Genomic DNA, 20163 nt, shown 5'->3' with positions numbered 1-20163 from the left:
CCCTGCGCTTCCCCCGGAGCCCCCATGCATACCACCCGGCTTGATCCCGCCGCCGCCAGTACATTCATCGACACCAAGTGGGACCAGGACATCGTCCCGCAGCTGGTCGACTACATCCGCATTCCCAACAAGTCGCCCATGTTCGACCAGGACTGGCAGGCCAACGGGCACATGGATGCGGCCGTGCGGCTGATGCAGGGCTGGGCGCAGGCCCAGGACATTCCCGGCCTGCAGGTCGAGGTGGTGCAGCTGGAGGGCCGTACCCCGCTGATCTACGCCGAGGTCCCGGCCAGCGGCGCCGATGCCGGCGACGACACCGTGCTGCTGTACGGGCACCTGGACAAGCAGCCGGAGATGACCGGCTGGGATGACGACCTGGGGCCGTGGAAGCCGGTGTTGCGTGGCGACCGGCTTTACGGCCGCGGCGGCGCCGACGACGGCTATGCGATCTACGGCTCGCTGGCCGCGATCCAGGCACTGCAGCGGCAAGGCGTGCCGCACGCGCGCTGCGTGCTGCTGATCGAGGCCTGCGAGGAATCGGGCAGCTACGACCTGCCCGCCTACGTCGACCACCTTGCCGCGCGCATCGGCAAGCCATCGCTGGTGGTGTGCCTGGACTCGGGCTGCGGCAACTACGAGCAGCTGTGGTGCACCACCTCGTTGCGCGGCCTGGCCGGCGGCAACCTCACGGTGCGGGTGCTGGGCGAAGGCGTCCACTCCGGCGACGCCTCGGGCATCGTGCCCTCCAGCTTCCGCCTGCTGCGCCAGTTGCTGTCGCGGCTCGAGGACGAGGCCAGCGGGAAGATCAAGGTCGACGGCCTGTACGTGGAAATCCCGGCCGAACGCATGGCCCAGGCGGGCAAGGTCGCCGGCGTGATGGGCGACGAGGTGTTCAGCAAGTTCCCGTTCCTGGACGGGATGACGCCGATGTCCGACGACCTTACCGAGCTGGTGCTCAACCGCACCTGGCGCCCGGCGCTGTCGGTGACCGGAGTGGACGGCATTCCGCCGCTGGCATCGGCGGGCAACGTGCTGCGCCCGCATACGTCGGTGAAGCTGTCGCTGCGCCTGCCACCCACGCTGGACGGCAAGCACGCGGGCGAACTGCTCAAGAGCGTGCTGCTGGCCGACCCGCCCAGCGGCGCCACGGTGGAGCTGCAACTGGAAAAGGCCTCCACCGGCTGGAACGCGCCGGCGCAGTCACCGTGGCTGACCGCCGCGATCGAATCGGCCTCGCAGGCGGCGTTCGGCAAGCCGGCGATGTACATGGGCGAAGGCGGCACCATCCCGTTCATGGGCATGCTGGGCGAGAAGTTCCCGGGCGCGCAGTTCATGATCACCGGCGTGCTGGGCCCGCATTCCAACGCGCATGGCCCCAACGAGTTCCTGCATATCCCGATGGGCAAGCGGGTGACCCACTGCGTGGCCCAGGTGATTGCCGCGCACTACCAGGCCAGCATCCGCGGCGAGACTGCCGGCACGGGCGCGGTGGCTGGCGGGCAGGCGCACGGCGGGCACGGCTGCTGCTGAGGGCAATCGCGGGTGGGACGTGGCCGGCAGCAAATGCCGGCGATCCCAGCGTTCAGCGCCCGTAGACATCCTCGAAGCGGACGATGTCGTCCTCGCCCAGGTAGCTTCCGGACTGCACCTCGATCAGTTCCAGCGGCACCTTGCCCGGGTTTTCCAGGCGGTGCTTCACCCCCAGCGGGATGTAGGTGCTCTGGTTTTCCGACAGCAGCAGCACGTCATCACCGCGGGTGACCTTGGCGGTGCCGCTGACCACGATCCAGTGCTCGGCGCGATGGTGGTGCATCTGCAGGCTCAGTGCGGCGCCCGGGGACACCGTGATCCGCTTGACCTGGAATCGCTCGCCCATGTCGATGGAATCGTAGGCACCCCACGGCCGGTACACCTTGCGGTGCAGGACCGCCTCGCCGCGGCCCTCGCGCTTGAGCCCGGCCACCACGTCCTTGACCCGTTGCACCTTGTCGCGATGCGCCACCAGCACCGCATCGTCGGTATCCACCACCACCACGTCCTCCAGCCCGATCAGCGCCACCAGGCGGCGCTCGGTCCAGGTGTAGGTGCCACGGCATTCCAGTGCGACCACGTCGCCGTGGCGGGCGTTGCCGTCGGCGTCGTGCTCGGCCGTCTCCCACAGCGCCGACCAGCTGCCCACGTCGTTCCAGCCCACGTCCACCGGCAGCACGGCTGCAGCGTCGGTGCGCTCCATCACCGCGTAGTCGATCGAATCGGCCGGGCATGCGGCAAACGCCTGGCGCTCGAGGCGCACGAAGTCGGCGTCGCGGCCGGCGCCGGCAAAGGCGTTGCGGCAGGCGTCCAGGATGTCGGGGCGGTGACGCCCCAGTTCCTGCAGGTAACGCGAGGCGCGGAACAGGAACATGCCGCTGTTCCAGAAGTACGCGCCGGAGGCCACATAGTCCTGCGCGGTGGCCGCGTCCGGCTTTTCGACGAAACGCTCCACCGCGCGCACGCCCTGGCCCGGCGCCGCCTTGATGTAGCCATAGCCCGTTTCCGCACCGGTCGGCACGATGCCGAAGGTGACCAGGGCGCCGTCCTCGGCGGCCTTGCGCGCAGCCTGCACCGCATTGCGGAACGCGGCAGCGGCGGCGATCACGTGGTCGGAGGGCAGCACCAGCAGCAGCGGGTCGTCGCCGGCGGCGGTGGCCTGCAGCGCGGCGGCGGCAATGGCCGGCGCGGTGTTGCGGCCGACCGGCTCCAGCACGATCGCCTGCGGCGCGGCGCCAACCTGGCGCAACTGCTCGGCGACCATGAAACGGTGTTCCTCGTTGGCCACCACCAGTGGCGCGGCATCGGCCAGTTCGGCCACCCGGCGCCAGGTTTCCTGCAGCAACGATTCCTCGCCCACCAGCGGCAGGAACTGCTTGGGATAGGCCTCGCGCGAGAGCGGCCACAGGCGCGTGCCGGAGCCACCGGACAGCAGGACGGGGACGAGTTGCGAAGGGGGCTGCGTGGGGGACATGGACATGGGCAACGCTACCGGTGTGCAGGCTCGCCTGACGATGGCGGCAAGTTTACCCTGTGCGTACCGCCCTTCCCGTGTGAGCACATGCCCGAGACCGACCGCGCCGACCAGCGCCTGGCCTGGACCCGCCAGGCCCTGTCCGATCCCGCGCTGACCCTGGAGGTCGCCTCGGCCGATGCCAGCTTCCGCAGCTACTGGCGCACCCGCAGCGGCGGCCACAGCTGGATCGTGATGGATGCCCCGCCCGGCCGCGAGGACATCGCCCCGTGGCTGGAGATCGGCGCGCGCCTGGCCGATGCCGGCCTGCATGTGCCCGCGGTGCGGGCCGCCGACGTGGCGCAGGGTTTCGTGCTGATGGAGGACCTGGGCGAGCGCCTGTACCTGTCCGTGCTGGACCCGGCCAGCGCCGATGGCCTGTATGCACCGGCGATGGACGCGATCCTGGCGATGCAGGCGCGGGCCTCGAGCGATGGCCTGCCGGCGTTCGACGAACCGTGGATGGTGATGGAACTGGAACTGATGCCGCAGTGGTTCCTGCGCCGGCACCTGGGCATGGACCTGGAGTGCGAGGACTGGGATCCGGTCGAGTCGGCCTTCCGCGCCATCCTCAATGCGGCCCACGCCCAGCCGCAATGCTTCATGCACCGCGACTTCCACTCGCGCAACCTGCTGCTGGTGGACGCCAACACGCCCGGCGTCATCGATTTCCAGGGCGCCATGCGCGGCCCGCTGGCCTATGACCTGGCCTCGCTGCTGCGCGACTGCTACATCACCTGGCCGGATGCGCAGGTGGCGTACTGGCGCCAGGCTTACCACCGCCGCGCCGTGGCGCTGGGGCTGACCGATGCGGCCCCCGACGTGTTCGCGTACTGGTTCGACATGGTCGGCCTGCAGCGCCACATCAAGGTGCTGGGGCTGTTCTGCCGGCTGGCCTACCGCGACGGCAAGCCCGGCTACCTGGCCGACCTGCCGCTGGTCTGGAACTACGTGCGCCAGGTCGGTCGCCGCCACGAGGTGGTGCGGCCGATGGTGGAACTGCTCGAGCGCGCCATCGGCGATGCCGACATCACCCGCGCACGGCACCCCTGATGCGCGCCTTGGTCTTTGCCGCCGGCCGTGGCGAGCGCATGCGTCCGCTCACCACGCACACGCCCAAGCCGCTGCTGCCGGCCGGCAACAAGCCGCTGATCGCCTGGCACCTGGAGAAGCTGGCCGCGCTGGGCGTGGACGAGGTGGTGATCAATACCTCGTGGCTGGCCGCGCGCTTTCCCGAAGTGCTGGGCGACGGCAGCCGCTGGGGCCTGCGCCTGCATTTCAGCCATGAGGGCGATGCACCGCTGGAGACCGGCGGCGGCATGCTGCATGCGTTGCCGCTGCTGGGCGATGAACCGTTCATCGCGGTCAACGGCGATGTGTGGACCGACTTCGATTTCGCGTGCCTGCCACGCGCACCGGCCGGTGATGCGCACCTGGTGCTGGTGGACAACCCGGCGCACCACCCGCACGGGGATTTCGTCCTGGATGCGCAGGGCCGGATCGGCACCGAAGGCCCGTCGCGGCTGACCTTCGCCGGCATCGGCGTCTATCGCGGCGCCCTGCTGGCCGGTTGGCGCGACACCGTCGCCGGCGATCCCGGCACGCCACCGTGCTTCAAGCTGGCGCCGCTGCTGCGTGCGGCCATGGCGCGCGGCGCGGTCGACGGCCAGCACCATCGTGGCGACTGGACCGACGTGGGCACGCCGCAGCGCCTGCACGAACTGGATTCACGGCTGATCGCGCAACGGCCTGGCGCGGACCCGGTGTAGACGCTGCAAGGCAACCGATTACCGGCCCGCGGCCATCGTGCGCAGGAACGGCACGGTCACCCGGCGCTGCGCCGCCAGCGATTCGCGATCGATCCGCTCCAGCAATGCCAGCAGTTGCACCAGGTCGCGTCCGGTACGGGTGAGCAGCCAGTCGATGGCCGCCTCCTCCAGCACCAGTCCGCGACGGTTGGCGCGGTCGCGCAACACCTGGCGCCGGCCATCGTCATCCAGCGTGCGCAACGCGATGCGCGTGCACTGGCCCAGCCGCGAGCGCAGGTCCGGCAACACCAGCGGCAGTACCGCGGGTGCGGCAGCGGCCAGGTACAGCACGCCTTTGCCGGCGGCGCGTGCACGGTTGTGGAAGTCGAACAGGGCCACCTCGTCGTCGCGATGCCCGGCGATGGCCTCCAGCCCGTCCAGTGCCACCAGGTCCGCATCCAGCGCCTCCAGCGCCTGGCCCAGGCGGCCGGCGGCGGTGCGCAATGGCAGGTAGGCGGCGCTGCGGCCAACCCGCTCGGCCTCGGCACAGGCCGCCAGGCCCAGGTGGCTCTTGCCGGAACCGGCCGGGCCTTCCAGATAAAGCCAGTCTGCGTGCAGCGTCACGGCCAGGGCGCGTACCTGCTCCAGCGCACCGGCCGGAGCATCGACATAGCTGTCCAGCCGCTGTTCCGGCGGGTAGCGCAGGGCCAGTGGCAACTGCGGTGTACCCCCGGCCATGGAGGGCGGCGCCGGGGGCGATGCACTCACGGCGCTTCCGGCTCCGGCGCTTCGCCCGTCGGGATGGGCGCCGGCTCGATCCCGGCATGGCCGGTGGCATCCAGCACGATGGGCACCTGCTCGCCGGTGTACAGGTCACTCTCGCGATAGCGTTCGCTGGCATAGCGCAGCAGCACGTTGGCCACCGCCGCCACCGGCAGCGCCAGCAGCATCCCGAGGAAGCCGAACAACTGCCCGCCGGCCATCACCGCGAAAATCACCGCCACCGGATGCAGGCCGATCTTGTCGCCAACGATGCGCGGCGTGAGCACGTAGCTCTCCAGCAACTGGCCAATGGTGAACACCGCGCCCACCAGGATCAGCAGTTTCAGGTCCAGGCCCTGGGACTGGACCAGCGCCGCCACCACGGCCAGGACCACGCCGGTGGTCGCGCCCAGGTAGGGGATGAAACTGATCAGGCCGGCGACGATGCCGATCAGCACGCCCACCTTCAGCCCGACCAGTTGCAGGCCGATGGCGTAGATCGCGCCGAGCGCGAGCATGACCAGGAACTGCCCGCGCATGAACGCCGCCAGCACGTCGTTGGATTCGCGCGCCAGCCGCGACACGGTGACGATGTGGTCGCGCGGAACCAGCGCGGCCACACGCGCCACCAGCACGTCCCAGTCACGCAGGAAATAGAACGTGAGGATCGGCAGCAGGACCACGTTGACGACCCAGGCGACCATCGCGAAGCCCGAGCGCGACAGGTAGCCGAACAGGGTGGCGGCAAATCCACCGGCCTGGCGCCAATGGTCGCGGATCCAGTCCACCAGGCGGTCCGGATCCAGCCACACCAGCAGGTCCAGCCCGGTGCGCGCTTCCACCCATGGCAGCGCGGTTTCCACGAACCAGTCGCGGTATTGCGGCAAGGTGGAGATCAGGGTCTTGACCTGGCGCTCCAGCAGCGGCACCAGGATCAGCAGGGCCAGGGTCAGCAGCAGGGTCATCAGGCCGAACACCAGGGCCACGGCCACGTTGCGCGAACGACCGCGCCGCTCCAGCCGGTCCACCAGTGGATCGCCCAGCCAGCCCAGCAGCGCACCGAACACGAACGGGGTCAGCACCGGCGCCAGCATCCACACCAGCCACAGTGCCATCAGCCCCAGCAGGGTCCACTTCAGCTGGCGCAGGAAGCGCGCGATCTCGAATTCGGGCGATTCCCCGGCGGTACTCATCGCACCTGGTACTCCGCCTGCACCCCTTCCACGGCCACCACCGGTGCATCGGCGCCGAGCATGCGCTCGAAGCCGGCCAGCCCGGTCAGCAGGTCCAGGTCGAACTCGATGCGGTCCGACGCGACCCGCACCGGCGCCACCCGGCGCACCACCGGCATCTGTTGCAGCAGGGCCGACACGCGCAGGTAGTCATCGGCGCTGCGCACGCCCTTGAACGCAACCCGGTAGGTGCCCGCCGGCTCGGACGCCGGCACGCGTGCGTAGCGCTTGGCCAGCGCGTCGGCCGCCACGTCGGCGCCGCCAGCCAGGGCGCGCCGCGGATCACCCTGGCTGATCGAGCGGCTTGCCAGCGTCCGCCCGGCATCGACGAAGGTCCATTCGGTCACCCAGCCGCCATTGCGACGGTACATCTTGCCGATCAGCTGCATCGGTGAGCTGTAGCTGGCCGAGGCGCGCGTCACGGCGGCCGGATCATTGCGCCAGATCGCGGCGACCACCGCCTGCTCGGCTGCGTTGCCGGCCGGCAGGCCGAGGCGGAAGCCGCGCTCGACGGCGCGGTCCAGCAGCGGCCGGGCGGCGTTGGCCTGGGCGGTGCCAAGCAGGCGCGGGCCGCTGCCGTCGTCGATCGCCAGCCACAGCACCGGCCTGGGCCGTGGCTGCGGCCACACCGGCAGGCCCAGCGCGGCGGTGAGTGCATCCACCGATTCGCGCACGAAGCGCACCACCAGCATGGTGCGGAAGGTGGGCGCGCCACCGGGCGAGGTGCCCTGGTCCTGGCGGTAATCGTAGCCATCGACGTAACTGCCCGCGCTGCGCAACGCCTCGACCACGCCGGGCCGGGCAACCACGTCCGTGTCCCCGGACAGCTTGGCCAGCACCTGGGCCAGCGCACGGGCGTAGCCGGCCTCGCGCGCCTGGTCGGTCTGGCTGTTCACCTGCACTTCGCCGGCGTACATGCTCTGCGCACTGGCCACGTCGCCCTCGGTACGCAGGTCGGCCTGCGCGGACGCGGGCGCCGCCGCAAGCAGGGCCAGGGCCAGCAGCACGCACAGCGATGGCAGGTGGAACCGGGACGGGGCGGCGGCACGGCGGTTGCGCATGCAGGATCCTTGCTCTGACGGTCCGCCGAGGCGGAGATACCGGAATTGTTGCGCGAATGCAGCTGCAGCGCCATCGCGCGGGGCCGCCGGCTCCGGGTTGGCGGCCCCGCATGCGCCGCCATGGACACCGGGGGCGCGGGAGTCCCGAGCGCGGCCGCACGCCGGTCCGGCTGCTAGAATCGCCGGCCCGATCCGCTTTTTCCGCAGGCCCGCATGTGAGCCAGATCCCCTCGCCCACCCCCCTGACCTACCGCGACGCGGGCGTGGACATCGACGTCGGCAACGAGGTCGTCGAGCGGATCAAGCCGCTGGTCCGGCGCAGTTTCCGGCCCGAAGTGATGGGCGGGCTGGGCGGCTTCGGCGCGCTGTTCGACCTGTCCGGCAAGTACCGCGAGCCGGTGCTGGTGTCCGGGACCGACGGCGTGGGCACCAAGCTCAAGCTGGCCCAGCAGCTGGGCCGCCACGACACCATCGGCATCGACCTGGTGGGCATGTGCGTCAACGACATCCTGGTCCAGGGCGCCGAGCCGCTGTTCTTCCTGGATTATTTCGCCACCGGCAAGCTGGACGTGGAAACCACCGTGGCGGTGGTCGGCGGCATCGCCCGCGGCTGCGAGGAATCGGGCTGCGCGCTGATCGGCGGCGAAACCGCCGAGATGCCCGACATGTACGCACCGGGCGAGTACGACCTGGCCGGCTTTGCGGTTGGCGCGGTCGAGAAGTCGCAGTTGCTGGACGGGGCCAGGGTGCGCGAAGGCGACGTGCTGCTGGGCATCGCCTCCTCCGGCCCGCACTCCAACGGCTACTCGCTGATCCGCCGCATCTACGACCGCGCCGGCCGCCCGGCCGACGTGCAGGTCGGCGGCGTGGCCCTGGCCGACGCGCTGATGGCGCCCACCCGGCTGTACGTCAAGCCGGTGCTGTCGCTGCTGCGCGAGCACGGCGAGGCGATCCACGCCATGGCCCACATCACCGGCGGCGGCCTGACCGAGAACATCATCCGCGTGATCCCCGAGCACCTGGGCCTGCAGATCGAGGCCTCGGCCATTGTGTTGCCGCCGGTGTTCGACTGGCTGCAGCGCGAAGGCGCAGTGGCCGACGCGGAGATGTGGCGCACCTTCAACTGCGGCGTCGGCTTCGTGCTGGTGGTGCCGCAGGACGGGCTGGCACGCATCGAGGCGGCGCTGGAACAGCTGCAGCTGCCGCACCGGCGGATCGGCGCGGTGGCCCCTGCCGGCAGCGGCGAACGGGTCCGGATCGGCTGACGATGCCGGCCCCGCCCCCCGTTCCGCAGGCCGCCGTCGCCCCGCCCATCCCGCTGCCGTCGCAGGACATCGCCCGCCGCCAGCTGCATACGCTGTCGGTGCTGGTGTACGTGTTCGCCGCGCTGTGCGCACTGGCGGTGTGTTTCACCGCAATGATCGTCGGCGTGGGCCTGTGGATGGAGACGACCGCCGGCAACGCCCAGCAGGGCGGGCGCCTGGCACTGGCGTTCTATTCGGCCGTGCTGGTGGTGCAGGTGGTGATGCTGGCCCTGCTGGTCCTCACCGGCCGGGCCTTGCGCGCGGCGCGCCGTTACCGGCTGTGCATGGTCACCGCCGCACTGCTGTGCCCGGGCCTGCCGCTGGGAACCGCGCTGGGCGTGGCCCTGCTGGTGGTCCTGCAACGCCCGGGCGTGCGCGCGCTGTTCGACGCGGACGGAGCCGCGGCGCGATGACCAGCCGCATCGCAGTGCTGGTTTCCGGGCGCGGCAGCAACCTGCAGGCCCTGCTCGACGCCATCGCCGGCGGGCGCCTGGATGCGGAAATCGTCGGCGTGTTCTCCGACCGACCGGACGCGGCCGCGCTGCAGCGCGTGGCCGAGCCGCAGCGCTGGAGCGCCGATGCCCGGGGCTTCCCCGACCGCAACGCCTTCGATGCAGCCCTGGGCGATGCGCTGGCCGCGTGCGCGCCGGACTGGATCTTCTGCGCCGGCTACATGCGCATCCTCGGCGAAGCCTTCGTGCGCCGCTTCGAGGGCCGGGTGCTCAACGTCCACCCGTCGCTGCTGCCACGTTACAAGGGCCTGCACACCCACGCCCGGGCCCTGCGCGCCGGCGACGCCGAGCATGGCGCCAGCGTGCACTTCGTGGTGCCGGAGCTGGATTCGGGTGCGGTGATCGCCCAGGTGCGCATCCCGGTGCTGCCCGGCGACACGGCCGACACCCTTGCCGAGAGGTTGCTGCCGCAGGAGCACCGGCTGGTGACCGAGGTCATGGCCCTGGCCGCCAGCGGCCGGCTGGCTGAACGTGACGGTCAGGTCCAGCTTGATGGTCAGACCCTGTTTAAACCACTGCTACTAGATTCCACGGGCGTCCTGGACCCGGGCTCACGCGGCTGACACCGCGGGCCTGCCAGGCTGGACGCTCCGGCTTGCACCCCGCATGCACACGCAGGCCGGTCGACGAAGCAATACGCAGGAGTCCGAGGATGAACAACCGCGCCCAATTTCTTCGCAGCATCGTGCTTCGCAGCATCGTGCCGGCCTGCGTGGCCTCCGGGCTGCTGCTGGCGGCCGCAACGGTGCAGGCTGCGGCGCTGGCACCGTTCAATGCCCGCTACCAGGCCAGCTACATGGGCATGAAGGCCGACGGCCACATGTCCCTGGCCCGCGAGGGCGAACACTGGAAGTACCAGCTCACGGTCCGCAACCAGCTTGCCGACCTGACCCAGACCACGGTGTTCGACGAACACCAGGGGCGGCTGCGCCCGCTCAGCAGCAGCGACCGCACGGTGATGCTGATCAAGCGCAAGTCGGTGCAGGCCGACTACGACTGGTCCGCGGCCCAGGCCACCTGGCACGGCGACGTCAAGCCCGAGCGACGCGGCCCGGTGGCATTGCAGCCGGGCGACATGGACGCGCTGCTGATCAACCTGGCGGTGGTGCGCGACGTCGCCGCCGGGCGGGCCCTGGATTACCGCATGGTCGATGACGGCCGCGCCAAGGCGATGCACTACGAGGTCGCCGGCAAGGAGCAGATCACCATCTCCGGCAAGCCGCGCCAGGCGACCAAGGTGGTGCGGCGCGACGACAAGCGCGAGACGGTGGCCTGGATCGTGCCCGGGATGCCGGTGCCGGCGCGAATCCTGCAGCGCGAGGACGGCAAGGACACCATCGACCTGACCCTGCAGTCGCTCAACTGATCGCCTACTGCTCCGCGAACACCGTCCTGCATTCGACCCGGATGGTTTCGCCGCTGCGGTACCAGCGGAAGGTGGTGCACTCGCGGTTGCCCTCGGCGTGGCGCTCCGCCGCGACGGCGTAGAACGCCTGCAGCACCTCCCTGCGCTCGACCGTGCCGTCGCCGTTCCAGTCCATGTCGGCGGTGGCGATGCCGCGGGTGGCGGCGATGCCGGCCCACCCGGCCCAACCCACCGCCAGCAGGACCGCCGCCAGCACTGCCAGCAGGACCTTGCGCCGCGGCGTAAGCCGGCCACGCAGCAGCATCAGCCGTCGATCCGGCGGATGCGCGCGCCCAGCGCACCGAGCTTCTGCTCGATGTTCTCGTAGCCGCGGTCCAGGTGGTAGATGCGGTCGATCGTGGTGTCGCCTTCGGCCACCAGGCCAGCCAGGATCAGCGAGGCGGACGCACGCAGGTCGGTGGCCATCACCGGCGCGCCGCCCAGGCGCTCGACCCCGCGCACCACCGCGGTGTGGCCGTCGATATGGATGTCCGCGCCCAGCCGCAGCAGTTCGTTGACGTGCATGAAACGGTTCTCGAAGATCGTTTCACTGATTACGCCCACGCCGTCGGCCACGCAGTTGAGCGCCATGAACTGGGCCTGCATGTCGGTCGGGAACGCCGGGTATGGCGCGGTGGTCAGGCTGACCGCACGCGGCCGCCGCCCGTGCATGTCCAAGGTGATGCTGTCGGCCTCGACCACGACCTCGGCCCCGGCTTCCTGCAGCTTGTCCAGCACCGCCTCCAGGGTGTCCGGGCGCACGCCACGGGCGGTGACGCGGCCGCCGGTCATGGCCGCGGCCACCAAGAAGGTGCCGGTCTCGATCCGGTCCGGCAGCACCGTGTGGCGGCCGCCGCTCAGTCGCTCGACCCCGTGGATGGTGATGCGCGAGGTGCCGGCACCCTCGATCCGTGCGCCCAGCCCGTTGAGGCAATCGGCCAGGTCGGTGACCTCCGGCTCCATCGCCGCGTTCTCCAGCACGGTGGTGCCATCGGCCAGGGTCGCGGCCGCCATCACGTTCTCGGTGCCGGTCACGGTGACCATGTCGAACACGAAGCGGGCGCCCTTCAGGCGACCGGCGCGGGCCTTGATGTAACCGCCTTCCACGCTGACTTCGGCGCCCAGCGCCTGCAGCCCCTTGATGTGCTGGTCCACCGGGCGCGAGCCGATCGCGCAGCCGCCCGGCAGCGAGACTTCGGCCGCGCCATGCCGCGCCAGCAGCGGGCCCAGCACCAGGATCGAGGCACGCATGGTCTTGACCAGTTCATACGGCGCCACGTGCTGGTTCACCGTGCGCGGGTCGACCACCAGGCCGCCGTCGCGGGCCAGCGCGTCGCGGTCGAAATCGACCGTTGCGCCCAGCTCGCCCAGCAGCTTGATGGTGGTGACCACGTCGTGCAGGTGCGGGACGTTGCGGATCTCCACCGGCGCATCGGCCAGCAGGGTCGCGCACAGGATGGGCAATACGGCGTTCTTGGCGCCGGAGATGGCAACCTCGCCCTGGAGCGGCACGCCGCCGCTGACTACGATCTTCTGCATGGAGGCCGGGGTTCCGGATTGGTGTTCGAGGACAGCGCGGATGCGTCCCGGTGATCAGGACGCTTCGTCGGGCGTGACGGTCTTGAGCGCCAGGGCATGGATGGCACCGCCCATCAGCTCACCCAGGGTGGCGTAGACCATGCGGTGGCGCGCCAGCGGCAACTTGCCGGCAAACGCCGCGCACACCACGGTGGCCTCGAAGTGCACGCCGTCGTCGCCCTGCACCCGGGCCTGCGCCCCGGGCAGGCCGGCTTCGATCATGCGGGCGATGGTATCGGCGTCCATTGAGCGCTTGGCCTAGAATGAGGCGCCATAGTCTAGCGAATCCCGGGCAGCCGGGCCCCCTGCACATGGTCGCTCCCGTCGCACCCAGCTCCACCGCCACCGATGCCGGCCAGCTGGTCGCCAGCGGGCGCCGGGTGTTCGCGGTCGAGGCCCAGGCACTGGAGGCCGTCGGCGCGCGCCTCGGCGACGCCTTCGTCGAGGCGTGCCAGCGCCTGCTGGCGTGCACGGGGCGGGTGGTGTGCACCGGCATGGGCAAGTCCGGCCACATCGCGCACAAGATCGCCGCGACCCTGGCCTCCACCGGCACCCCCGCCTTCTTCGTCCATCCCGGCGAGGCAGGCCACGGCGACCTGGGCATGATCACCGATGCCGATGTGGTCCTGGCGCTGTCCTATTCGGGCACGTCGGAGGAGGTGCTGATGCTGCTGCCGGCACTGCGCCGGCAGGGCAACACGGTGATCGCGATGACCGGATATCCGCAGTCCGCCCTCGGCCGCGAGGCCGACCTGCACCTGGACGTGAGCGTGCCGGCCGAGGCCTGCCCGCTGCACCTGGCGCCCACCTCCTCCACCACCGCATCACTGGCGATGGGCGATGCACTGGCGGTGGCACTGCTGGAAGCGCGCGGCTTCACCGCCGATGACTTCGCCCGCTCGCACCCGGCCGGCAGCCTGGGCCGGCGCCTGCTGCTGCGGATCACCGACGTGATGCACCACGGCGATGCCCTGCCGCTGGTCGGGCTGGACGCCAGCGTGGCCGAGGCGCTGATGGAGATGAGCCGCAAGCGCCTGGGCATGACCGCGGTGGCCGGCAGCGACGGGCGCCTGGCCGGCATCTTTACCGACGGCGACCTGCGCCGTGCCCTGGACCGCGGCATCGACGTGCGCCAGGCGGCCATCGCCGACGTCATGACCCGCAACCCGCGCACCATCGATGCGGGGCAGATGGCGGCCGAGGCGGCGCACCTGATGGAACGCCACCAGATCAACGGCCTGGTGGTGGTCGATGCCACCGGGCGTCCGGTGGGTGCGCTCAACATTCACGACCTGTTGCGCGCGCGCGTGGTTTAAACCCCGTCAGATCCCGAGACCTTCATGCCCTACGACCCCCTCGCCACCGCTCCCCCCGGCGTCCAGGAGCGCGCAAGCCGCATCGGCCTGGTCTGCCTGGACGTGGACGGGACCCTCACCGACGGCCGCCTGTACTTCGACGCCGCCGGCAAGGAGCTCAAGTCGTTCAGTGTGCTCGATGGCCAGGGCCTGGCCCAGCTGCTGCGGTTCGGCATCAAGGTGGCGATGATCACCGCGCGCTCCAGCCTGGTGGCGCAGGTGCGCGGCGCCGACCTGGGGGTGGACACCCATATCGGCGTGCGCGACAAGCTGGCCTGCATGGATGCACTGATCACCCGGCACGGGTTGTCGCGCGAGCGCACCTGCTTCGTCGGCGACGACCTGCCCGACCTGGACTGCCTGCGCGTGGCCGGGTTGTCGGTCGCACCGGCCACCGCGCACCCGTGGATCTCCGAAGTCGTGCACTGGCGCACCCGCGCACGCGCCGGGGAAGGCGCGGTGCGCGAGGTCTGCGACGTGCTGCTGGCCGCGCAGGGACACCTGCCGGCGATCCTCGCCGGCCACGGTTCGCGTGACGGACGGCGTGCATGAACTGGCGCGCGGCCCTGGGCCTGACGCTGCTGGCGGCGGCGATCGTCAGCGGCTGGTCGGCCTGGCGCATGCGCGGCAGCGATGCACCCACGGCGGGCCTGGCGCAGCGCTCCGATTACGTGCTGCGCGATTTCGAACTGGTGGTGCTGGGCAGCGACGGTACCGAGTCCATGCGCCTGCTGGCGCCGCGCCTGCAGCGCGGCGAGGACCAGAGCATGGATATCACCACCCCGCTGTTCATGATCCCGGGCAGTGGCGGCACCTGGCAGGTGCGCGCCGAGCATGGCTGGGTCAGCCCCGACGCCGAACTGGCCCGGCTCGAAGGCGGCGTCTCCGGCCGCAGCGACCCGGATGCAGGCCCGCCCACGACCTTCGACACCGCCAGCCTGGAACTGCTGCCCCACCAGGACCTGGCGCGTACCCGCGGCCAGGTCACCCTGACCCAGCCCGGCATCATCCAGACCGGCACCGGGCTGGAAGCCAACCTCAAGACGCGCCAGTACCGCCTCCTCTCGCAGGTCAGGACCCGCTATGAACCTTCCGCATCCCGTTAGCCTGCGCACCGGCGCCGCCCTGGCGCTGGCCGCGCTGGCGCTGCTGGCCGCAGCCCCGGCCCAGGCCAAGTCCAGCGACCGCAACCAGCCAATGACGCTGGATTCGGACAGCTCCGACTGCAACCAGGGCCAAGCCAACTCGCGCTGCATATTCACCGGCAGCGTGGTCATCACCCAGGGCACCCTGGACATCCGCGCCGAGCGCGCCGAAATCGTGCAGCGCAACGGCGAGATCGAGCAGGTCGTGCTGACCGGCAAGCAGGCCAGCATGAAACAGGACATGGACGACGGCAGCACCATGAACGCGCGTGCCGACCGCATCGTGTACGAGCCCGCCAAGGAACTGCTGACCCTGACCGGCAACTACCAGGTCGACTCCGCGCGCGGCAGCAACAGCGGCCAGCGCATGGTCTACAACATGGCCAGCGGCCAGGTGCGCAGCGGCGGTGACGGCAGCCGCGTGCGCACCGTGATCCAGCCGCGCAACCCTGCCCCGGCCACGGACGGGAGCAACTGATGCTGGTTGCAGAGGGCCTGCGCAAGCGCTACCGGCAGCGCGAGGTGGTGCGTGACTTCGGCCTGAGCCTGGACGCCGGCGAGGTGGTCGGCCTGCTCGGCCCCAACGGCGCCGGCAAGACCACCTGCTTCTACATGATCGTGGGCCTGGTGGCCGCCGACGCCGGACGCATCGTGCTGGACGGCCGCGACATCACCAGCGAGCCGATGCATGCGCGTGCGCGCCTGGGCGTGGGCTACCTGCCGCAGGAGCCATCGGTATTCCGCAAGCTCAGCGTGGCCGACAACCTGCGCCTGGTGCTGGAACTGCGCGACGACCTGCAGGACGAGGATGCACGCGAACGTGAGCTGTCCGCGCTGCTGGACGAACTGCAGATCGGCCACGTCGCCGACCAGCTCGGCGCCAGCCTGTCCGGCGGTGAACGCCGGCGCTGCGAGATCGCCCGGGCGCTGGCCGCGCGGCCGCGGCTGATGCTGCTGGACGAGCCGTTCGCCGGCGTGGACCCGATCTCGGTCGGCGAGATCCAGCGCATCATCACCCACCTCAAGAACCGCGGCATCGGCGTGCTCATCACCGACCACAATGTCCGCGAGACCTTGGGAATCTGCGACCGTGCGTATATCCTCGCAGAGGGGAGCGTACTGGCGCAGGGGGCACCGGACGCACTGCTGGCCGACCCGGACGTGCGCCGGGTCTATCTCGGGGACACCTTCCGCCTGTAGACACCTGGTCCAGGATGCCCCTGATCGGCAGCCCCGCCGCTCCACACCTGGCAGGGACATGAAGGCACGGCTGCAGACATCGCTCGGACAGCACCTGGTCATGACGCCGCAGTTGCGTCAGGCCATCCGCCTGTTGCAGATGTCCTCGCTGGAACTGCAGGCCGAGGTCGCCGAAGCGATCGAGACCAATCCGCTGCTGGAATGGACCGACGATGCCGAGCCGGAGCCTGCGACCGGGGAACGCTCCGAAACCACGGCCAGTGACGGCGGCGACGACGACGCACGCGCCCCGGCCGAAGCGGCCGACGAGGGCGACTGGTCCAACGATGGCCCCACCTGGGAAGGTGGCGGCGGCTTCGACGATGACCAGGGCGACGATGCCGCCGAGCGCATGCGCGAGCCGGAAACCCTGTCCAGTCACCTGCTCTGGCAGCTCCACCTCTCGCCCCTGTCGGCGCGCGACCGGCTGATCGGCGCGACCCTGATCGATGCACTGGACGAGGACGGCTACCTGCGCGAGCCGCTGGCCGCCATCGCCCAGGCGCTGCTGCCGGACATCTGCGCCAGCGAGGACGAGATCCTGACCGTGCTGCACCAGTTGCAGCGCTTCGATCCGGTTGGCGTGGCCGCGCGCGGGCTTGGCGAATGCCTGCGCCTGCAGCTGGACGTACTCCCGGCCGACACCCCCGGCCGCGAGCTGGCCCTGCGCATCGTCGACGGCCCGCTGGAGCGGCTGCCGCGCAGCGGCATCGAAGGCATTGCCCACGAGCTGCGCTGCGCGCCGGCCGAGGTGGAACAAGCAGTGCAACTGGTGCGCTCGCTCGACCCGCGCCCCGGCAAGGCCCTGGCCGACCTGGACCACGACAACTACGTGGTGCCCGACTGCGTGATCTGGCGCCAGCGTGGCGTGTGGAAGGTGGCCCTGTCACGCCAGGCGCTGCCGCGGGTATCGATCCACCGCGGCTATGAACAACTGATCCGCCGCTGCGGCGAGGGCGATGCCGGCTACCTGCGCACCCAGTTGCAAGAGGCGCGCTGGCTGCTCAAGAGCCTGGAAGCGCGCGGCGACACCCTGCTCAAGGTGATGCGCAGCCTGGTGCACCAGCAGGCTGCGTTCCTGGAGTTCGGCGAGCAGGCCCTGCGCCCGTTGACCCTGCGCGAGATCGCCGGGCAGGTGGGCCTGCACGAATCCACCATCTCGCGCGCCATCGCGCGCAAGTTCGTGCGCACCCCGCGTGGCACCTTGCCGCTGAAGGCGTTCTTCGCCTCGGGCATCGACACCGGCGGCGGTGGCGAAGCATCCAGCACCGCCATCCAGTCGATGATCCGCGGTTTCATCGATGAAGAAAACCCCCGCAAGCCGCTTTCTGACGCCAAGCTGGCTGACCTGCTCAAGCAGGGTGGAATACCGGTAGCGCGGCGCACGGTGGCGAAGTATCGTGAAGCCATGAACATTCCGGCTTCGCACGAGCGGGTCCGCATCGGCTGAATCGATGCGGCACCTGGATCGCCGGAGCCGTCCACGCGGCAAACTCCGAAGGAGGTTCATGATGCGCATCGAAATCTACGGCCAGCAGCTGGAGATCACCCAGGCCCTGGACGAATACGTGCAGAGCAAGCTGCAACGCCTGGACCGCCATTTCGACCAGCCCATCGAGGTGCGCGTGCAACTGGGCGTGCGCAAGCCCTCCCACCACGCCGCGGCCGACCTGATCGTTCCCGGCAAGACCCTGCATGCAGAGGCCGAGGGCGAGAACATGTACGCGGCCATCGACGTGCTGGCCGACAAGCTCGACCGCCAGGTGGTCAAGCACAAGGAAAAGCAGCAGCAGTACACCCCGCGGACGGTGCCGGACGCCCTGTGAGTCCGTGGCGCGGCCGGCGGCGCACATGCGCCGCCGGTTTGCGCGACAATCGGCCGACCCATTCCGTCCAAGGCCGGGCCGCATGAGAAACGCCAGCATCACCGCGCGCGAGCTGTTCGACCAGCAGCAGGATAAGCTCTCGCTGCGCTGGCTGGCCGGGCACAAGGGCGAGCAGCGCGAGATCGAATCCGGCCAGACCAACGCCCGCCGGCCCTCGCTGGCCGGCTATCTCAACGCGGTGTACCCCAACAAGGTGCAGATCCTGGGCAGCGAGGAGCTGACCTGGCTGGATTCGCTGGACTCGCGCCAGCGCTGGGAGACGATCGAGAAGATCGTGCAGTTCCGCCCGCTGGCGCTGGTCATCAGCAAGAGCCAGTCCTGCCCCGAGGACCTGCGCGCCGCCGCGGAGGAATCGGATACCCCGCTGTGGGTTTCACCCAAGCGCGGCCACGAACTGCTCAATCATCTTTCCTACCACCTGGCCCTGACCCTGGCCCCGCGGGTGACCCTGCACGGGGTGTTCATGGAGATCTACTCCATCGGCGTGCTGATCACCGGCGAGGCCGGCTCGGGCAAGAGCGAACTGGCGCTGGAACTGCTCAGCCGTGGCCACCGCCTGGTGGCCGACGATGCGCCCGAGTTCACCCAGATCGCGCCGGACGTGCTCGACGGCACCTGCCCGGAACTGCTGCAGGACCTGCTCGAAGTGCGGGGCCTGGGCGTGCTCAACGTGCGCGAAATGTTCGGCGACACCGCGGTGAAGCGGAACAAGTACCTGCGCCTGATCGTGCACCTCACCCGGCCGATGACCGAGCCCAACCCGCACGGCTACGAGCGCCTGACCGGCGATTCGGGCACCCGCCACGTGCTTGACCTGGACGTGCCCCTGATCACCCTGCCGGTGATGCCCGGCCGCAACCTGGCGGTGCTCACCGAGGCCGCCACCCGCCTGCATATCCTGCGCACCAAGGGCATCGACCCGGCGGCAATCTTCATCGCCCGGCACAGCAACATGCTGGAGCGGCGCGGATGAACGCGCACGGCTCCACCCTGGTGATCGTCAGCGGCCTGTCCGGTTCGGGCAAGTCGGTGGCGTTGAAGACCTTCGAGGACCTGGACTACTACTGCGTGGACAACCTGCCGGTCGAACTGCTGCCGGCGTTCGTGCGCACCCTGGTGCGCGACGATGGCCTGCCCGAACGCATGGCCGTGGGCATCGACGTGCGCAGCCGCGACAGCGACCTCAGCCGGCTGGCCGAGTGGCGCGCGGTGGCGGCCTCGCTCGGCGCCGACGCGCGCCTGCTGTTCTTCGAGGCCGACGACGAGATCCTGCTGCGCCGCTACGCCGATACCCGCCGGCGCCATCCGCTCAGCCGCCTTGGCCTGTCGCTGCCGCAGGCCATCGCCCGCGAGCGCGAGATCATCCGGCCGTTGCGCGAGGAAGCCGACGCGGTCATCGACACCAGCGGGCTCAACGTCCATCAGTTGCGCCGCCAGGTCATCACCGGCTTCGCCCTGGAACACAGCCCGGGGCTGTCGCTGCTGTTCGAGTCCTTCGCCTACCGGCGCGGGGTGCCGGAGGAGGCGGACTTCGTGTTCGACGCGCGGGTGCTGCCCAACCCGCACTGGGACCCGGACCTGCGCCCGTTGACCGGCCGCGACGCGCGGGTGCGCGAGTACCTGGATGCGCAGCCCGAGGTGGAGGCCTATGCCACCCAGGTCGCCGCCTTCCTGGACACCTGGCTGCCGAAGTTGCGCACCGATACCCGCGCCTACGTCACCGTGGCCTTCGGCTGCACCGGCGGCAAGCACCGCTCGGTCTACCTGGCCGAACGCCTGGCCACCCATGCCCGCGCCCAGGGCTGGGAGGAAGTGGCCACCTACCACCGCGAGCAGGACTGACCCGGGGACATCCGGGGAGCGATCGACGCCCGTCGGCAACCCGGCCGCATG

The 20163-nt window shown here is 70.4% G+C and carries 23 protein-coding genes; 16 read left to right on the top strand and 7 right to left on the bottom strand.

Annotation, left to right across the window (positions count from 1 at the left end; translation table 11 throughout):
- Window positions 1-24: 24 nt before the first annotated feature.
- Window positions 25-1530, top strand: coding sequence for a M20 family metallopeptidase (locus tag ACEJ41_RS04175; RefSeq protein WP_374013533.1), 1506 nt, complete (start codon window positions 25-27; stop codon window positions 1528-1530).
- A gap of 52 nt (window positions 1531-1582) precedes the next feature.
- Here the strand turns inward: ACEJ41_RS04175 and ACEJ41_RS04170 are convergent, their stop codons facing one another.
- Window positions 1583-3004, bottom strand: coding sequence for a mannose-1-phosphate guanylyltransferase/mannose-6-phosphate isomerase (locus ACEJ41_RS04170; RefSeq protein WP_374014062.1), 1422 nt, complete (start codon window positions 3002-3004; stop codon window positions 1583-1585).
- Window positions 3005-3091: 87 nt separating this feature from the next.
- Between ACEJ41_RS04170 and ACEJ41_RS04165 the strand changes: the two genes are divergently transcribed.
- On the top strand, window positions 3092-4096 hold the full coding sequence (locus tag ACEJ41_RS04165) for an aminoglycoside phosphotransferase family protein (protein WP_374013532.1): 1005 nt from the start codon (window positions 3092-3094) through the stop codon (window positions 4094-4096).
- Complete coding sequence (murU, locus tag ACEJ41_RS04160) at window positions 4096-4812, top strand: N-acetylmuramate alpha-1-phosphate uridylyltransferase MurU (RefSeq protein ID WP_374013531.1); 717 nt, start codon at window positions 4096-4098, stop codon at window positions 4810-4812. The genes ACEJ41_RS04165 and murU overlap by 1 nt, the downstream gene beginning before the upstream one ends.
- An 18-nt stretch (window positions 4813-4830) precedes the next feature.
- Here murU and hda read toward each other — a convergent pair whose 3' ends face one another.
- Genes hda through ACEJ41_RS04145 form a run of 3 tightly spaced genes read right to left on the bottom strand, consistent with a single transcriptional unit; the run spans window position 4831 to window position 7846 of the window.
- On the bottom strand, window positions 4831-5529 hold the full coding sequence (gene hda / locus ACEJ41_RS04155) for a DnaA regulatory inactivator Hda (RefSeq protein WP_374014061.1): 699 nt from the start codon (window positions 5527-5529) through the stop codon (window positions 4831-4833).
- Window positions 5530-5555: 26 nt separating this feature from the next.
- Window positions 5556-6746 (bottom strand): AI-2E family transporter, encoded by a 1191-nt coding sequence (locus ACEJ41_RS04150; protein ID WP_374013530.1) that lies wholly within the window; start codon window positions 6744-6746, stop codon window positions 5556-5558.
- Complete coding sequence (locus ACEJ41_RS04145; RefSeq protein WP_374013529.1) at window positions 6743-7846, bottom strand: DUF2066 domain-containing protein; 1104 nt, start codon at window positions 7844-7846, stop codon at window positions 6743-6745. The genes ACEJ41_RS04150 and ACEJ41_RS04145 overlap by 4 nt, the downstream gene beginning before the upstream one ends.
- A gap of 215 nt (window positions 7847-8061) precedes the next feature.
- Here ACEJ41_RS04145 and purM point away from each other — a divergent pair, with 215 nt between their 5' ends.
- From purM to ACEJ41_RS04125, 4 genes are all read left to right on the top strand, one after another.
- A complete protein-coding gene (gene purM / locus ACEJ41_RS04140; RefSeq protein WP_374013528.1) occupies window positions 8062-9111 on the top strand; it encodes a phosphoribosylformylglycinamidine cyclo-ligase in 1050 nt (349 codons plus the stop codon).
- 2 nt (window positions 9112-9113) lie between these two features.
- Entirely contained in the window at window positions 9114-9563 is a 450-nt protein-coding gene (locus tag ACEJ41_RS04135) for a hypothetical protein (RefSeq protein ID WP_374013527.1), read from the top strand.
- On the top strand, window positions 9560-10225 hold the full coding sequence (purN, locus tag ACEJ41_RS04130) for a phosphoribosylglycinamide formyltransferase (protein WP_374013526.1): 666 nt from the start codon (window positions 9560-9562) through the stop codon (window positions 10223-10225). The genes ACEJ41_RS04135 and purN overlap by 4 nt, the downstream gene beginning before the upstream one ends.
- An 89-nt stretch (window positions 10226-10314) precedes the next feature.
- Window positions 10315-11028, top strand: coding sequence for a DUF3108 domain-containing protein (locus ACEJ41_RS04125; protein ID WP_374013525.1), 714 nt, complete (start codon window positions 10315-10317; stop codon window positions 11026-11028).
- A gap of 4 nt (window positions 11029-11032) precedes the next feature.
- Here ACEJ41_RS04125 and ACEJ41_RS04120 read toward each other — a convergent pair whose 3' ends face one another.
- Genes ACEJ41_RS04120 through ACEJ41_RS04110 form a run of 3 tightly spaced genes read right to left on the bottom strand, consistent with a single transcriptional unit; the run spans window position 11033 to window position 12891 of the window.
- Window positions 11033-11332 (bottom strand): hypothetical protein, encoded by a 300-nt coding sequence (locus ACEJ41_RS04120; RefSeq protein ID WP_374013524.1) that lies wholly within the window; start codon window positions 11330-11332, stop codon window positions 11033-11035.
- Window positions 11332-12606, bottom strand: coding sequence for a UDP-N-acetylglucosamine 1-carboxyvinyltransferase (gene murA / locus ACEJ41_RS04115; protein ID WP_374013523.1), 1275 nt, complete (start codon window positions 12604-12606; stop codon window positions 11332-11334). Before murA ends, ACEJ41_RS04120 begins: the two co-directional genes overlap by 1 nt.
- 54 nt (window positions 12607-12660) lie before the next feature.
- A complete protein-coding gene (locus ACEJ41_RS04110; protein WP_374013522.1) occupies window positions 12661-12891 on the bottom strand; it encodes a BolA family protein in 231 nt (76 codons plus the stop codon).
- Between the two features lie 65 nt (window positions 12892-12956).
- On the opposite strand from ACEJ41_RS04110, the gene ACEJ41_RS04105 reads away from it, so the two are divergent.
- The 9 genes from ACEJ41_RS04105 to rapZ all read left to right on the top strand — a co-directional run bounded on the left by ACEJ41_RS04105 (window position 12957) and on the right by rapZ (window position 20112).
- Entirely contained in the window at window positions 12957-13961 is a 1005-nt protein-coding gene (locus ACEJ41_RS04105) for a KpsF/GutQ family sugar-phosphate isomerase (RefSeq protein WP_374013521.1), read from the top strand.
- Window positions 13962-13985: 24 nt separating this feature from the next.
- Complete coding sequence (locus ACEJ41_RS04100) at window positions 13986-14552, top strand: KdsC family phosphatase (RefSeq protein ID WP_374013520.1); 567 nt, start codon at window positions 13986-13988, stop codon at window positions 14550-14552.
- Complete coding sequence (gene lptC, locus ACEJ41_RS04095) at window positions 14549-15106, top strand: LPS export ABC transporter periplasmic protein LptC (protein WP_374013519.1); 558 nt, start codon at window positions 14549-14551, stop codon at window positions 15104-15106. The genes ACEJ41_RS04100 and lptC overlap by 4 nt, the downstream gene beginning before the upstream one ends.
- Window positions 15084-15623, top strand: a complete 540-nt coding sequence (gene lptA / locus ACEJ41_RS04090; RefSeq protein ID WP_374013518.1) for a lipopolysaccharide transport periplasmic protein LptA — start codon at window positions 15084-15086, stop codon at window positions 15621-15623. The genes lptC and lptA overlap by 23 nt, the downstream gene beginning before the upstream one ends.
- Complete coding sequence (gene lptB, locus ACEJ41_RS04085; protein WP_374013517.1) at window positions 15623-16345, top strand: LPS export ABC transporter ATP-binding protein; 723 nt, start codon at window positions 15623-15625, stop codon at window positions 16343-16345. Before lptA ends, lptB begins: the two co-directional genes overlap by 1 nt.
- Before the next feature lie 58 nt (window positions 16346-16403).
- Window positions 16404-17834 carry an RNA polymerase factor sigma-54 gene (locus ACEJ41_RS04080; RefSeq protein WP_374013516.1) on the top strand — a complete coding sequence of 477 codons (1431 nt, stop codon included), beginning with the start codon at window positions 16404-16406 and terminating at the stop codon, window positions 17832-17834.
- Window positions 17835-17895: 61 nt separating this feature from the next.
- Window positions 17896-18210: a ribosome hibernation-promoting factor, HPF/YfiA family gene (hpf, locus tag ACEJ41_RS04075; RefSeq protein ID WP_374014060.1), complete on the top strand. Its 315-nt coding sequence runs from the start codon at window positions 17896-17898 to the stop codon at window positions 18208-18210.
- An 82-nt stretch (window positions 18211-18292) separates the two neighbouring features.
- Complete coding sequence (gene hprK / locus ACEJ41_RS04070) at window positions 18293-19243, top strand: HPr(Ser) kinase/phosphatase (protein ID WP_374013515.1); 951 nt, start codon at window positions 18293-18295, stop codon at window positions 19241-19243.
- Window positions 19240-20112, top strand: a complete 873-nt coding sequence (gene rapZ, locus ACEJ41_RS04065; protein ID WP_374013514.1) for an RNase adapter RapZ — start codon at window positions 19240-19242, stop codon at window positions 20110-20112. The genes hprK and rapZ overlap by 4 nt, the downstream gene beginning before the upstream one ends.
- Window positions 20113-20163 lie beyond the last annotated feature (51 nt).

The sequence above is a fragment of the Pseudoxanthomonas koreensis genome, assembly GCF_041890415.1.
In the GTDB taxonomy this organism is placed as follows: Bacteria; Pseudomonadota; Gammaproteobacteria; order Xanthomonadales; family Xanthomonadaceae; genus Pseudoxanthomonas; species Pseudoxanthomonas koreensis_A.
The sequence above is the reverse complement of the archived record's forward strand: the minus strand, read 5'-3'. Positions and strand labels throughout refer to the sequence as shown.

What these genes read in the sequence shown, in the direction of transcription:
- ACEJ41_RS04165 (WP_374013532.1), top strand. Translation starts at nt 3,092, where the DNA reads ATGCCCGAGACCGACCGCGCCGACCAGCGCCTGGCCTGGACCCGCCAG.
- ACEJ41_RS04125 (WP_374013525.1), top strand. Translation starts at nt 10,315, where the DNA reads ATGAACAACCGCGCCCAATTTCTTCGCAGCATCGTGCTTCGCAGCATC.
- ACEJ41_RS04110 (WP_374013522.1), bottom strand. Translation starts at nt 12,891, where the DNA reads ATGGACGCCGATACCATCGCCCGCATGATCGAAGCCGGCCTGCCCGGG.
- ACEJ41_RS04105 (WP_374013521.1), top strand. Translation starts at nt 12,957, where the DNA reads ATGGTCGCTCCCGTCGCACCCAGCTCCACCGCCACCGATGCCGGCCAG.
- hpf (WP_374014060.1), top strand. Translation starts at nt 17,896, where the DNA reads ATGCGCATCGAAATCTACGGCCAGCAGCTGGAGATCACCCAGGCCCTG.
- hda (WP_374014061.1), bottom strand. Translation starts at nt 5,529, where the DNA reads ATGGCCGGGGGTACACCGCAGTTGCCACTGGCCCTGCGCTACCCGCCG.
- rapZ (WP_374013514.1), top strand. Translation starts at nt 19,240, where the DNA reads ATGAACGCGCACGGCTCCACCCTGGTGATCGTCAGCGGCCTGTCCGGT.
- lptC (WP_374013519.1), top strand. Translation starts at nt 14,549, where the DNA reads ATGAACTGGCGCGCGGCCCTGGGCCTGACGCTGCTGGCGGCGGCGATC.
- lptB (WP_374013517.1), top strand. Translation starts at nt 15,623, where the DNA reads ATGCTGGTTGCAGAGGGCCTGCGCAAGCGCTACCGGCAGCGCGAGGTG.
- murU (WP_374013531.1), top strand. Translation starts at nt 4,096, where the DNA reads ATGCGCGCCTTGGTCTTTGCCGCCGGCCGTGGCGAGCGCATGCGTCCG.
- ACEJ41_RS04175 (WP_374013533.1), top strand. Translation starts at nt 25, where the DNA reads ATGCATACCACCCGGCTTGATCCCGCCGCCGCCAGTACATTCATCGAC.
- purN (WP_374013526.1), top strand. Translation starts at nt 9,560, where the DNA reads ATGACCAGCCGCATCGCAGTGCTGGTTTCCGGGCGCGGCAGCAACCTG.
- murA (WP_374013523.1), bottom strand. Translation starts at nt 12,606, where the DNA reads ATGCAGAAGATCGTAGTCAGCGGCGGCGTGCCGCTCCAGGGCGAGGTT.
- hprK (WP_374013515.1), top strand. Translation starts at nt 18,293, where the DNA reads ATGAGAAACGCCAGCATCACCGCGCGCGAGCTGTTCGACCAGCAGCAG.
- ACEJ41_RS04080 (WP_374013516.1), top strand. Translation starts at nt 16,404, where the DNA reads ATGAAGGCACGGCTGCAGACATCGCTCGGACAGCACCTGGTCATGACG.
- ACEJ41_RS04170 (WP_374014062.1), bottom strand. Translation starts at nt 3,004, where the DNA reads ATGTCCCCCACGCAGCCCCCTTCGCAACTCGTCCCCGTCCTGCTGTCC.
- ACEJ41_RS04150 (WP_374013530.1), bottom strand. Translation starts at nt 6,746, where the DNA reads ATGAGTACCGCCGGGGAATCGCCCGAATTCGAGATCGCGCGCTTCCTG.
- ACEJ41_RS04100 (WP_374013520.1), top strand. Translation starts at nt 13,986, where the DNA reads ATGCCCTACGACCCCCTCGCCACCGCTCCCCCCGGCGTCCAGGAGCGC.
- lptA (WP_374013518.1), top strand. Translation starts at nt 15,084, where the DNA reads ATGAACCTTCCGCATCCCGTTAGCCTGCGCACCGGCGCCGCCCTGGCG.
- ACEJ41_RS04145 (WP_374013529.1), bottom strand. Translation starts at nt 7,846, where the DNA reads ATGCGCAACCGCCGTGCCGCCGCCCCGTCCCGGTTCCACCTGCCATCG.
- ACEJ41_RS04135 (WP_374013527.1), top strand. Translation starts at nt 9,114, where the DNA reads ATGCCGGCCCCGCCCCCCGTTCCGCAGGCCGCCGTCGCCCCGCCCATC.
- ACEJ41_RS04120 (WP_374013524.1), bottom strand. Translation starts at nt 11,332, where the DNA reads ATGCTGCTGCGTGGCCGGCTTACGCCGCGGCGCAAGGTCCTGCTGGCA.